Source organism: Streptoalloteichus hindustanus (genome assembly GCF_900129375.1).
Classification (GTDB): domain Bacteria; phylum Actinomycetota; class Actinomycetes; order Mycobacteriales; family Pseudonocardiaceae; genus Streptoalloteichus; species Streptoalloteichus hindustanus.
In genome coordinates, this window is sequence record NZ_FQVN01000004.1 from 544,202 (window position 1) to 556,736 (window position 12,535).

General features: G+C 69.2%; 10 protein-coding genes. 5 read left to right on the plus strand and 5 right to left on the minus strand.

From position 1 onward, the window contains the following. Nucleotides 1-18 precede the first annotated feature (18 nt). Both BUE43_RS15345 and BUE43_RS15350 read right to left on the minus strand, forming a co-directional pair. On the minus strand, nt 19-996 hold the full coding sequence (locus tag BUE43_RS15345) for a tyrosine-type recombinase/integrase (RefSeq protein ID WP_073483571.1): 978 nt from the start codon (nt 994-996) through the stop codon (nt 19-21). 114 nt (nt 997-1,110) lie between these two features. After that, entirely contained in the window at nt 1,111-2,247 is a 1,137-nt protein-coding gene (locus tag BUE43_RS15350) for an aminotransferase-like domain-containing protein (protein ID WP_268844427.1), read from the minus strand. Nucleotides 2,248-2,404: 157 nt separating this feature from the next. Between BUE43_RS15350 and BUE43_RS15355 the strand changes: the two genes are divergently transcribed. Both BUE43_RS15355 and BUE43_RS15360 read left to right on the plus strand, forming a co-directional pair. Next, on the plus strand, nt 2,405-2,800 hold the full coding sequence (locus BUE43_RS15355; RefSeq protein WP_073483574.1) for a pyridoxamine 5'-phosphate oxidase family protein: 396 nt from the start codon (nt 2,405-2,407) through the stop codon (nt 2,798-2,800). 96 nt (nt 2,801-2,896) lie between these two features. Further along, nucleotides 2,897-3,922: an MsnO8 family LLM class oxidoreductase gene (locus BUE43_RS15360; RefSeq protein ID WP_073483576.1), complete on the plus strand. Its 1,026-nt coding sequence runs from the start codon at nt 2,897-2,899 to the stop codon at nt 3,920-3,922. A 1,047-nt stretch (nt 3,923-4,969) separates the two neighbouring features. On the opposite strand, the gene BUE43_RS15365 is transcribed toward BUE43_RS15360, so the two are convergent. Beyond that, nucleotides 4,970-5,878 (minus strand): helix-turn-helix domain-containing protein, encoded by a 909-nt coding sequence (locus BUE43_RS15365; protein WP_234995736.1) that lies wholly within the window; start codon nt 5,876-5,878, stop codon nt 4,970-4,972. A gap of 351 nt (nt 5,879-6,229) precedes the next feature. Between BUE43_RS15365 and BUE43_RS15370 the strand changes: the two genes are divergently transcribed. The 3 genes from BUE43_RS15370 (at nt 6,230) to BUE43_RS35605 (ending at nt 8,828) form a co-directional block, all read left to right on the plus strand. Then, nucleotides 6,230-6,604 (plus strand): peptidase inhibitor family I36 protein, encoded by a 375-nt coding sequence (locus BUE43_RS15370; protein ID WP_073483578.1) that lies wholly within the window; start codon nt 6,230-6,232, stop codon nt 6,602-6,604. Between the two features lie 16 nt (nt 6,605-6,620). After that, a complete protein-coding gene (locus tag BUE43_RS15375) occupies nt 6,621-7,160 on the plus strand; it encodes a VOC family protein (protein WP_234995737.1) in 540 nt (179 codons plus the stop codon). 261 nt (nt 7,161-7,421) lie between these two features. Further along, entirely contained in the window at nt 7,422-8,828 is a 1,407-nt protein-coding gene (locus BUE43_RS35605; protein ID WP_073483582.1) for a M14 family zinc carboxypeptidase, read from the plus strand. Nucleotides 8,829-8,955: 127 nt separating this feature from the next. Here the strand turns inward: BUE43_RS35605 and BUE43_RS15385 are convergent, their stop codons facing one another. Then, on the minus strand, nt 8,956-11,346 hold the full coding sequence (locus BUE43_RS15385; protein ID WP_073483931.1) for a penicillin acylase family protein: 2,391 nt from the start codon (nt 11,344-11,346) through the stop codon (nt 8,956-8,958). A 636-nt stretch (nt 11,347-11,982) separates the two neighbouring features. Beyond that, nucleotides 11,983-12,414, minus strand: coding sequence for a TSCPD domain-containing protein (locus tag BUE43_RS15390; protein ID WP_073483585.1), 432 nt, complete (start codon nt 12,412-12,414; stop codon nt 11,983-11,985). Nucleotides 12,415-12,535: the final 121 nt, after the last annotated feature.

Consider the following 12,535-nt stretch of genomic DNA (forward strand, 5'->3'; position numbering starts at 1 on the left):
AGCCCGAAGAGGCACACCCTAATCCCCGCCGAACGCCACCTCACCCAACTTCCGGTACGTCCGGTTCGCCGCCGCCGCCAACCGACGCTCCCGACTCGTCGACTCGATGTAGTGCTGACTCGACGCCAACGACGCATGCCCCAACAACCGCATGATCTCCGCCGCGTGCGCCCCGTCCTCCGCCAACCGCGTCGCGAACGTGTGCCGCAACGCGTGCAAACTCGCCCCCGCCGGCACCCGATCGTGCAACCCCGCCCACCGGTAACACGACGTCACCAGGTACTGCAACGCACCCCGCCCCATCGCCGCACCCGACCGATCCACCAACAACGGCGACGACCCACCCACCCGATCCCCCGGAAACCGCCGCCGCCGCGACACCAGATACGCCTCCACCACCCGCTCCATCGCCGGCTCGATCGGCACCGACCGATCCCGACTCCCCTTCCCCCGCACGTGCAGCCGCTTCTCCCCGGGCCGCCCCACCACACACCCCACCGTCAACGCCAACATCTCGCTGGAGCGCAACCCGCACAACAACCCCAACGCCAACACCAACAAATCCCGCTCCGGCCACGGATCACGCGCCCGCCGCCCACCCGAGGCCACCGCCTCCAACAACCGCTCCGGCGTGTCCTCACCCCGCAACGGCTTGGGGGAGTGCTCCGGCGTCCTCGGCCGCGCCACCGCCCCCATCGGATTCCCCGGAATCCACCCCTCCACCACGCAGAACGTCAACAACTGGTTCCACGTCGACCACGCCCGCGACACCGAACTCCGCGCATGCGTGTCCGCGAACAACCCGAACGCCCGCCGCAACGCCTCCGCCGTCACCTCCGACAGCAACAACTCCTCACCAGCACGACCCAACACCTCCGCCAACCGCGCCCGCACACCCGCCACATCCCGCCGATACGCCGCCGTCGTGTGCGGCGAATCCTTCCGCGGCCGGCGCGCCACGAAGAACGCCTCCTCAGCCTCCACCAACCGCACCACGCCACCCCCAGCACAACCAACCGACCACCACACCCGATCATGCACGACGCCCCCGGCGACACGTGCCCACGCACGCACCACCGGGGGCGCCCACACAACCCGGAAAACAGAACCTCAGCCGGCGGCCCGCACCACCGACACCGCCTCCGCCAACCGACGCACACCCTCGTCGATCTGCTCCACCGTCACCGCCGAGAACGCCAACCGCAGCGCGCTGCGACCCCCCTCCACCAGGAAGTCACCGCCCTTCACCACAGCCACCCCACGCTCGGCCGCCACCGGCACCAACGCCGCGGCATCCACGTCCTCCGGCAACTCCACCCACAGGAAGTAGCCACCATCCGGCTCCGTGAACCGAGCCTCCGGCAGATGCCGCCGCAACGACCCCGCCAACACCGACGCCCGCTCCGCCAACGCCGTCCGCACCGTCTTGATCGAAGCGTCCAACGCCCCCGACACGCAGAACTGGTGCACCACCGCCTGCGACACCATCCCCGGCGAGATGTACAGGCTCGTCGCCTTCGCCGCGATCGCACCGATCAACGACGCCGCACCCACCAGATAACCGACCCGAACACCCGGGCACACCGTCTTCGTGAAGCTCGACGCGTGCACCACCCGACCCGCACCCGCGTCCAGCTCCAACATCGACGGCACCGGCTCACCCCGGAACCGGATGTCCACGTACGGGTCGTCCTCGAAGATCGTGAACCCGAACTCCCCGGCCAGCTCCAGCAACACCCGCCGCTTCTCCAGCGACAACGTCACCCCGGCCGGGTTCTGGAAGTTCGGGATGACGTGCGCCAACCTCGGCCGCACCCCCGACTCCAACAACGCCCGCAGCTCCGCCACGTCGATGCCGTCATCCCGCACCGTCACCGGGTGCACCACCGCGCCCATCGCGCGCAGGTTCTGCAACGTCCGGTCATACGTCGGCTTCTCGACCACCACGTGGTCACCCGCCGACACCAGGTGCTCGAACAGGAACGCGTCAGCCTGCAACGACCCGTTCGTCACCAACACCTGATCAGCGGCCACACCGTGCTTCTCCGCCACCCACTCCCGCAACGGCGCATAGCCAGCGGACGGACCATAGGCGGTGACACCCACCGGATCAGCCTCGAAGGCGCGAACAGCCGCCGCCTTCAGACCATCCACATCGACAATGTCCAACGACGGGGCACCACGGGCAAAGGAAATCAGCTGCGCAGCGGTCACGTCCGCCAAGCCTACGTCCCACCCCCGAACCATCCACACCCCAGCCCGGGGGAGAGGCCCCACTACCGGCCGTCACCCCGAACCCACCACAGCACCCCGACACTGCGCCAACCCAGCGACCACCCACGACCGTCCAACACAGACCCGAACAGCACACCAACACCCCGAGACACTTCGGCAAGCTGTCGACATGCAGACCCCAGAACCCACCCTGACAAACCGACTCCAGCGAGAACGCAACATCTGGCTCTGCACACTCCGCAAGGACGGATCACCCCACGTCACACCCGTCTGGTTCGTCCACCGCGACAACACCTTCTGGATCAGCAGCGGCGCCCGGAACCTCAAGGTCCGCAACATCACCCACGACCCCAGAGTCAGCCTCGCACTCGAAGACGGCGACAACCCCTGCGTCGCCGAAGGACGAGCCCGCGTCCACCACCACACACTCCCGAACGACGTCCTGGCCGCGATCTCCACCAAGTACGACGGCTGGGACCCCGCGACCGAAGTCGAACCGTTCGGACCCCGCGTCCTCCTCGAAGTCCCCATCGACCGCTGGCTCCTCCAAGGCACCGCCCAGTAACCACCAACCCAACCCACCCACGACCAGCCACCCCGCGTGGCACCCCTCACCACACCCACCCGGGAATCACCACTCCAACCGGGCGTTGACATTGACGTGCTCCCCACCCGGTTCTCCATCCTCGACCGCTCCCTCACCCGCCAGGGACAGAGCGAAGCCCAGAGCCTGCGCGACACCGTCCGCTTCGCCCAACACGCCGAAGCCCTCGGCTACCACCGCTTCTGGGTCTCCGAGCACCACAGCGTCCCCGGCGTCGCCGGATCCGCGCCCACCGTCCTGGCCGCCGCCGTCGCCGCCGCCACCTCCCGCATCCGCGTCGGCACCGGGGGAGTGATGCTGCCCAACCACCGCCCCCTCGTCGTGGCCGAGCAGTTCGGCGTCCTCGCCGCGCTCCACCCCGACCGCATCGACATGGGCCTGGGCCGCTCCGTCGGCTTCACCAACGGCATCCGCCGCGCCCTCGGCGCCGACAAGGCCGACGCCGAGCAGTTCGACACCCACCTCACCGAACTCCTCGGCTACTTCACCGGCGACCAGGACCGCTATCCCGGCGTCCACGCCCACCCCGCCGAAGGACTCCGCGTCCCGCCCTTCGTCCTGGCCACCGGCGCCGCCGCCGACCACGCGGCCGACCTCGGACTTCCCCTGGTCCTGGCGGTCTTCGGCGGCGACCGCTGGATCGAGGTCGCCGAGCGCTACCGCGCCCGCTTCCAACCCTCGACCTGGTCACCCCGCCCCGAGGTCATCGCCGCCGTCACCGTCGCGGTGGGGGAGACCCGCGAGCAGGCCCGCCGACTGCTCGCCCCCGAGGCCTGGTCCACCGCCCACTCCCGGACCCACGGCGTGTTCCCACCCCTCCAGCCCGCCGACGACGTCCTCGCGCTGGACATGAGCGACCGCGAGCGCGCCCTGTTCGAGGAGGCCGTGGCCGGCCAGGTCCACGGCACCGAGGACGAGGTCATCGCCACCCTGGACACCCTCGCCACCCGGGGTGGCGTCGACGAGTTCCTGATCACCATGAGCACCTTCGACCGCGCCGAGATGCTCGACTCCTACCGCCGCCTCGCCCACGCCGCCCGCCTCACGGCCCCGGAGCGGGAGAGCGCGGGGATTCCGGCCTAGCCAGGGCGCCGGGGAGGGGCGAGAGGCGAGGGAGAACGCTCGTTGATCACTCGTCCAGTGCTTGTGCGCCCCGGCAGCTACGGGTACGCCGCGACGCGCACGACAACGCTGAACGGCGGCCTGAAACAGTGCCGGACTCTCACCTTCCTGTTTCATGCATAATTGGGATTATGCATGAAACATGAGTGGAGGCGGCTCCGCTTCCGCTGGGGGACCGCGCCCACTCTCGGCTCCGTTCCCGACTTCGTTGACGTTGTCGTCGCGCTGACCGCGGCTCGGCAGCGACAGCTCCGCTCATGATCAACTCCGTTGGGTGCGCCGGCCTGATTCGCGCTGCGCCGGTCGGCCTCGTACGTGCTGGACACGGCGGCCTGCGAATGGAACCGAGAGGCCGGTCACGGGCTTCCAGGGCGCAAGACCGTCTTGCTCGGACCTGTCACGCCAGACCCACGGGAGCCCACGCCATTACGTCACGGTGACGTTTTATCGGTGGTGCCGCTGGACCGCCGAAGCCACCCAGCCTGCCCGAGGGGTGCGGTTCCCGGGCCAGCCCTGCGCCGCCTTCGAGCTGCCACGGCCGCGCTTCGTCTGCTGGCTGACCGCCTGCCGTGCGCCAGGCAGGCCTCGGCCGTCGGCTCCGCGCTGATCACGGCGGACGAGCGCACACAGACAGCGGGCCGCGGCGACTCACATGGACCGGCGATCGGGAGCAACTGCCACAGAGACCCCGTTCGAACCATTCCCGCAGGTCACCGCATTGCCGATAATGTACATTATGTTAAGTAAGCCGGTTGGACCGCTCCCCACCCACCCACCCTCACCTTCCTAGTCCGGGCTGTTGCAGGGCGCAGCGAAGTTGACCAGTGGCCTGTGACGCGCAGCAGAACTGTCAGCGCTTGAGCTGGGCGCACCGCAACATGTCAACGCGTGCGCACGCGAACTGTCAGTGACGGCGCGCGCCAGATGTCAGTGACCGATCCGGACGACGCACACGACGGCCGCGACTGCGGCGGCTACCGTCCCTCCCCTGCCACCGTGCCAAATGCCTCAAGGTAGCGGTTCGATGATGAACACCTGTCCGCCTTTGCCGAGGCAGCGGCTCACGACGGCCTCGACGCCCTCTGTGGTGTCCGAGCCAGCGATGCCGACGCACCCCTGTCCCTCGACCCGCAGGACGTAGGTGTTCCCGGCCGGTTCACCGGAGGGCTCGACGTGGAAATGACTGCTCTCCGCGCACGCGTCCCAGGGTTCCAGCAGCCCGACACCGGGTCCTTCCGAAAGGGCTTTCAGACAACCGACGCCGTGGTCGGGGTGGTGCCACTGGATCCGGTACAGGTCGCCACCCACCGGTTCCAACCGGGTGAGCTGGGGAGCCACCCGGTTACAGGGGCGTTGCACAGCCACCAGGGGGGTGTGGCGTCCGTCGCGTACCCGGCCGTCGGTCAGGCACAGATGGGGGGCCGTGATCGGGCGGAGACGGATCCAGCCGGTGGGAAGACTCGGCCGGACCGCGCCCGTCGACGTCGTCGGACCGTCGACGGTGTCGTTCCCCGACAGGGTCGACCGGATCACGGCGACCAGCGCCATCACGATCACGGCCGACATCAGCAGCACGTGCCACGCGCGGATTTTTCGGCCAGGGGCAGGTGGTTCAGGAGAGGCGTCCGTGGACGTCTCTTGCGCGCCGGCCCTGTCGAGGGCGTGCAACCACGGTTCCACCCGGTCGTCCCCGCAGGCCAGCACGAACGCGGTCAGCAATTCGGCGCGGGGAAGCCTTTTTCCGCTTAACACGTCCGCGATACTGCTGCGCGCCAACACGTCGCCGCGTGCGGCGGCACGTTTCTCCAGTTCCCGATAACTCAGCCCGGATTGTTTCCTGAGCTGCCGCATCGACTCCACCAGGTCTGCGGCAGTGCGCACATTCTGTGGTGAGACAGTTCCGCCGCTGTCGTTCACGTCGTCAACCCTGCCGCAGCCCGCTGCGGCGCCGCGTCATCCGTCCGAGTGCCGTCCGGCGTCGGTCGGACCTCGTCCGGAATGGCCGGACGCGGGGCCGGACGGCGTCCGCTCCAGGCCGGACAGGTGCGGACAGTCCGGGAGATGCCGCCCCTGTTGCCGGACGCCGATGTGAACGACAAGGTCGATGGGGCACGAACCGCGTGAACGGATCGTGAACGTGTACGGAAGTCACCACTGACACGCACTCACCCGGATCGGCACGGGCAGGTCAATGCCCAACGGCTGTTGTCGTCGTCCGGGAGACCGGAAGACACGTCCGTATTCTGTCAACGAGCAGAGGATTCGCCCATGTTCATCACGAAAGCGCTGGCCGCCGCCGCTGTCCTGGCCGCCGCGTCCCTGACCGTTCCGGCCCACGCCGCCGCGTCGCCGGACGTCTCACCACGCGCCTTCAATTGCGCGGCCGGCTACTTCTGCATCTACAGCGATTACGACGGCGGCGGCACTCGCTGCCAATGGAGGCAGAAGAAGGTGGCCAACACCGCCGACGACTGTTCGTTCATCCGCCGGGGTAAGAAAGTCCGCTCGGTGTGGAACAACACCAACCACCGTGTCCAGTACTACACCAGCACCAACTACAACAACAGGGTGGGTTCGACACCGTCCCTGGCGGGCGGCAACCTCCAGGGCAGCTACCAGATCCGCTCCTTCCAACCCCAGTGACCGCGAGCCCGGTGCCGTGACCGCGACCCGGTCACGGCACCGGGGCACCACCCGCGACCCCGAGTGCGAGGTGGTGCCGCCGGTGCGCGAGTTCCCTTCCTGCCGCGCCGGCTGGCGGCGCCGATCGCTGGTGGAATTTCCGTCGACCACGTGCTGGCCGGGACGCCACAATGCCCCCATGTCGAGCCGACTAGCCACGATCGTGATCAGTGCCGTGAACCCCGAGGCCGTAGCCGATTTCTGGTGTGCGGTGCTCGGCTGGAGCATCATCGAACGGGAGCACTACGGCCTCACCATCGGCGGCGCCGAGGCGTCGTGGCCGACGATCGGCATCTACGCCGTGCCCGAGGCGAAGGCGGTCAAGAACCGCCTGCACCTGGATCTGCGGGCCGATGGGCTGTCGACGTCGGACGAGCTCGATCGGCTGCTCGCGCTGGGAGCGCGTCGGGTCGACGTGGGCCAGCCGTCCGATGTGGACTGGGTTGTCCTGGCCGATCCGGAGGGCAACGAGTTCTGCCTGCTGTCGGAGCCGGTGGTGGAGGTTTCTTCCGCCTGACGGTCTCCCGTCGTGCGCGCCTCTCCCCTGGTTTGGTCCTGGGCGTTGCATCCACGTTCACTGTCATTGCAACGATTTACGCGAAAGCCGCTCTACGGGGGCGGAAATAGCTCAAGATCAATTGACGGTGTGCGAAACGCAACGTAGTGTCCGATTCGATCTGGGGCGCCGCGGGTGCCTGTGCGGAGAGGCCGTCGCGGTGATCCGCGACCGGGCGATGCGGGGCCGGGCCACGTCCCCACGCCTGGGAGGGCAGTTCTGATGGATCTTCGTGCGATCGCCGCGGACGTTCCCGACTACTCCGGTTATCCCTCGCTCGACGAGTTGTCCGCGTCGAGTCGGGAGCTCGCCGCCGAGTTCCCGGACGTGGTCCGGTTACGGACCGTCGGGCGGTCGAGCGCGGGTGATGACATCGAGTGCCTCACGGTCGGCGACGGGGCGCGCTCGGCGGTGGTGTACGGGGTGCCCAACTCGAACGAGCCGGTGGGCACGTTGACGATCGAGTACCTGGCGCGGCGGCTGTGCGAGGACGTGTCGCTGCGGGCGGAGTTGGACTTCACGTGGCACTTCGTGAAGGTGGCTGATCCCGACGGGCTGCGGTTGAACGAGGGGTGGCTCTCGCCGCCGATCACGTTGACCAGCTACCACCGGCACTTCTTCCGGGAGGCGATGGAGGAGGAGGCTGATCTGAACTTCCCGATCAGCTACCGGGGTCTGGTGTTCGACCGTCCGCCGGCGGAGACGCGGGCGTTGATGGCGGTGATCGACGAGGCCGAGCCGGACTTCTGCTATCCGCTGCACAACGCCGAGATCGGGGGGACCTTCTACTACGTCAGTGAGCGGTGTGCGCCGTTGTACTCGTTGCTGCAGGAGTTGCCGTCCTGGTTCGGTCTGCATCTGTCGCCGTTGCCCGGGCCGAATCCGGGTGACTCGGTGTTCGCGCCGGGGATCGGGCCGTTGCCGAGCATGACGGGTGTGTATGACCTCCTGGCGGAGAGTGGGGTCGCGGACCCGGCGTCGGCTCCCCTGCTGGCCGGGCACGGTGGTCTCATCAGTGACTATCTGCGGCGGTTCGGGACGTTCTGCCTGTTGTCGGAGGTGGCGCCGTTCGACGATCCGCGCAGTGGTGATCTGTCCTTGTCGTCGGTGACGCGGGCGGAGGTGCTCGCCGCGTGTGTCGAGGTGTTGGGTGCTTCGGCGGTGTTGGCTGAGCGGTTCGCGGGGTTCGAGCCGGTGTTGCGGCGGGACACGCGTCTGCGTCGGGCGGTGCGGCACAGCCTGGAGATGTACGGGTTTCTGGCGGCGCAGCAACGGGATGCTCTGGCGGCGCTGGTGGATGGGGACGAGGTGGCCACTGTCGCGGAGTGGCACCGTGTCGTGTTCCTGCGTGGGGTGGTGCAGCGTGTGCGGGGGATGTTCGTGCGCATGTTGGACGTCGAGTTGGCTGATCGGCCGGCTGGTGCGGCGGTGGCGGGGTTGGTCGGGGCTCGGGCTGAGGTGGCCGCGGAGTTCGAGGCGGAGGCGGTTCGGTTGGAGCGGGAGGTGCCGCCGGCTTCTCCTGTGCGTTCTCTGGTGGGTGCGCAGGTGTGTGCTGGGCTCGCCGCCGCGGCGTATGTGCGTGATCATCGTCCGTGTCGTCGGGGTGGGGCTGGTGTGGCGGTGTCCTGACCTCACGCGGGAGGCGGCGTGGTGACCGTGGTGGGGGTGTGGTCCTCTCCCCTGGTTTGACGGTGGTGTGACGACGGTGGGGCCCCGGGCGCGACGCCGCCCGGGGCCCCACTTTGTTGGTGTCAGGTCACTTCTTGGGGTTCAGTTGGATGCGGTACTGGGCGTTCTTCTCGATCGCGGAGCGGGTGTAGAGCAGGGGGAAGTACTCGCCCTTGTTCCACTTGGGGGCGAGGTCGCGGTAGTTGGGGTCGCGGTGGTCGCCGGACTGCCCGGGGGCGTTGATGGCCTGGGCGGCGTCCCAGTTGCCGACGTCCATCACGACTCGGACGGAGGCGCCGGCGCCGCCGTCGAAGCTGTCCGGGTCGTAGTCGGACAGGTTGACGGTGTACCACGAGCCGCCGTGCGGGAGCGGGCCGACGTCGAAGGACGGCTTGGCGGAGCTGAGGCGGGCCGAGGCGGGGTGCCGGAAGGTCATCTTGTTGAGGTCGCCCCACTTCCACTTGCTGGTGTCGGCGCCGAGGAGCTTGGTGGCGTCGGCGTGGGCCTGGCCCAGCGTGGTGAGCAGGAGTTGGTCGCGCTTGGCGACGGCGTCGTCCCCGAACCAGGACTTCGGGTTCTCCAGGGCTTCCAGCATGACGGTGTAGTCGGGGTAGGAGACGAGCTCGGCGGCGTCGGCGGGGAGGACGGCCTTGGCGAAGGCCGAGCTGAGGTGGCGGGAGAACCAGATCTCGAAGAGGGTGGCCTGGGTGGAGTTGGTGTGCTCGTCGCCGTTCCAGCCGCGCAGCATCTGGAGTGCGGCGCTGGTGGCGGGGTCCTTGCTGGTCAGCGGGGCGAGCAGGGCGGTGAGTCGGCGGGCCACCAGCGAGACCCGGTCGTTCTGCAGCTTGGTGGAGTCCTCGACGGAGGTCTTGGGTTTGGCGGTGAGGACTTCCACGATCCGGTCGTGGCGGGCCGGGCCCTCCCACTCGAAGCCGAGCTTGCGCTCCTTGGCGGGGTAGTCCGCGGGCAGGGTGTAGTTGTTGGCCGTGGCGATGATGCCGGAGGCCGGGTTGCTGGTGCGGGGCAGGTCGGAGCTGGGGTGGAAGCCGTCCCACTCGTAGCGTCCGTCGCCGGGGACGGGCAGCAGGCCGTCGTGGTTGGGGCGGCGCGGCGCGAGGCCGGCCAGGGTCCAGCCGAAGTTGCCCTTGGTGTCGGCGTAGACGTGGTTGAGCGACGGCGTGCCCCAGTGGCGCAGGTTGGCGTCGAACTCCTTGGCGGTGTCGCTGCGGAGGTTGGCGATGCTGCCGAAGTAGGGCGAGGTGCCGGGCTGGAGCCAGACCGTGCGCAGGGCGTAGGCCTTGTGGTTGGTGGGGTCGGTCTTGATGACGGGGCCGTGCCGGGTGAAGGCGAGGGTCACCTCGCGGGGTTTCTCGCCGGCGACGGTGATCTTCTCGGTGTGCTCGGTGATCTTCTCCCAGCCGTTGCCGTAGCGGTAGCGGGTGGGGTCGGCGGGGTCGAGGTCGTAGACGTAGAGGTCTTCCTGGTCGATGCCGGCGATGGTGAGGCCGAAGGCGACCTTGTCGTTGTGGCCGAGGCTGATGCCGGGGGCGGCGGGTTCGCCGGCGCCGATGGCGTCGATGCCGGGGGCGGAGAGGTGGGCGAGGTAGCGCAGGGAGGGCGCGGCCTGGGCCCGGTGCGGGTCGTTGGCGACGATGGGTCGGCCGGTGGTGGTCTTGTTGGGGCCGATGACCCAGTTGTTGCTGCCCTCGCGGGCGGGGAGCCGCCGCTTGGTGCGGCGGAGGGTCTTGGTGGTGTCGCTGAAGTCGACGGACTGGGAGGCGAGGTCGTAGACGTCGAGGACGTCGTCGGGGATGGCGCAGGGGTCGAGGCCGGCGGGGACGACGGGGTCTACGTCGGGCTGGAGGCGGGTGCGGATCTTGTCGGTGCGGGGGTCGGCGGCGCAGGACATGTGGGCGCGCGCGACCTCGGAGTCGACGTTGCGGCTCAGGCCGTGGCTGCGGATGCGGACGACGTCCTCGGCGGTCCAGCGGGCGGGCCGGTGGCCGAGGCGCTGGAACTCCTCGGGCAGGGACTTGGGGTTGTCCTCCAGCCAGGAGAGGTAGGCGTTGACGCCGTCGGCGAAGCGGGTGGCGGCGGCGCGGGCGCCGGGGCCGTAGCTGTCCCACTCCTTCTTCATGTCGCCGCGGTAGAGGAACAGGCGGGTGGCGCGGTCCTGGTCGGCGTAGTCGGGGCCGAAGGCCTCGGCGAGGCGGCCGAGGCCGCGGCGCAGCCACAGGTCGAGTTGGAAGGTTCTGGTGCGGGCGGCGTTGAAGCCCTGGGCCAGGAAGAGGTCGTCGGTGTTGCGGGCGTAGATGTGGGGCACTCCCCAGCGGTCGACGATGAGGTTGACCGGTTGGTGGAGTCCCGGGATGGTGTAGCGCCGGTCGGGCTGTGCGCCTTCTCCGGGGGTGGCCAGTAGTGGGATGAACAGCGCGACCAACAGCGGGAGGGCTGTGGCGCGCCAGCGCCGAATGTTCACTTGGTTCCCCAGTTTCCCCAGGTGCCGCCGGTTGTGGGTCGGGCGGGGCGCGGCGTGCGCGCCGGTGGCCGTCACGTGCCGGCGGTGGGTGGATGTGGTCGTCGGGTGGTGCTGTGTGCGTGGTGGAGCTGCAGCGTCGGGGAATCTAGCGATCATGGTTTGGGGGGTTGCGACTTCTTTCAGGCTGCCGACGAAAACGCCCAGTGCTGTTGGGGTGTCTGGGGGTACTGGCTGGGCCGGGGAAAGAGGTCGGGACGCGGGTGGTGGCGGGGTCGGCAGTGCCCTCTTCCTGGGGTGGAGCTGCTCTTGGGGTGCTGTGGTTCGCCGTCCGCCGCGGTTCGCCGGGTTTCGTTGGCGCGTTCGCGTGGCGGGGGTGGCCGGGTCGAGCCCGTGTGGCTGCGGCCGGTTGGTGGCGGGCCGAGTGGTGGGCGTGTCGGGCTGTGTGACGTGGGTGTGACTGGTAGTCACGCGGCTCTTGTTGTGGTGGGTGATGTTGCGGGGGGTGGCGGGTTCTGGCGCTCCCCCGCTGGTGTGGCCGCGGGTGGTGTGGGTCGCCACGCTCGGCGTGGTGGGCTTGTCCCCCGGCTTTCCGTGGGGGGTGTGGGGGCGTCGGGTCGGCGACGCCCCCGCGCGCGGTCAGCCGACGGTGGCGTCGTGGACGATGACGGGTTGGCGCAGGAAGTCGCGGGCGAGCCGGCGCATGACGTAGTCCATGACGGAGCTGGCTCGTCGGACGTCGGGGTCGTCGGTCATGCCGGCGGGTGAGAACCCGACGCCGGCGAACTCGTCGACGTAGCGTTCCAGCGGTACCCCGTTGCGCAGGCCGATGGACACCGCGGCGGCGAGGTTGTCCAGCAGCCCGGCCAGGGTCGAGCCGTGTTTGCCGACGTAGATGAAGATTTCCCGCAGGGTTCCGTCCTCGTGGGTGTTGGCGATCAGCTCGCCCTCCAGGCCGCCCACGGTGAAGGACAGGGTGTAGCCGAAGCGGGTGCCGTTGCGGTGGCGGGGTCGTCGCGCCCGTGGGCGGGCCGCGCTGGTCGGCGCGTTGCCCGTGGTGGTGCCGTGCATGACCGTTGTTCCCTTTCCTGCGGCCCGAGTGGCAGGCGCGCAGTATCGGGCTGTCCGGAGGGTGGTGGTCGGCCGCCACGCCGGGGGTGTCGGGTCATCAGCCGGGTGCGGGGAAGTGGAC

Excerpts from the sequence above, each read along its gene's own strand:
- BUE43_RS35605 (WP_073483582.1), top strand. The coding sequence starts at position 7,422 with ATGGATCTTCGTGCGATCGCCGCGGACGTTCCCGACTACTCCGGTTAT.
- BUE43_RS15355 (WP_073483574.1), top strand. The coding sequence starts at position 2,405 with ATGCAGACCCCAGAACCCACCCTGACAAACCGACTCCAGCGAGAACGC.
- BUE43_RS15350 (WP_268844427.1), bottom strand. The coding sequence starts at position 2,247 with ATGGTTCGGGGGTGGGACGTAGGCTTGGCGGACGTGACCGCTGCGCAG.
- BUE43_RS15390 (WP_073483585.1), bottom strand. The coding sequence starts at position 12,414 with ATGCACGGCACCACCACGGGCAACGCGCCGACCAGCGCGGCCCGCCCA.
- BUE43_RS15370 (WP_073483578.1), top strand. The coding sequence starts at position 6,230 with ATGTTCATCACGAAAGCGCTGGCCGCCGCCGCTGTCCTGGCCGCCGCG.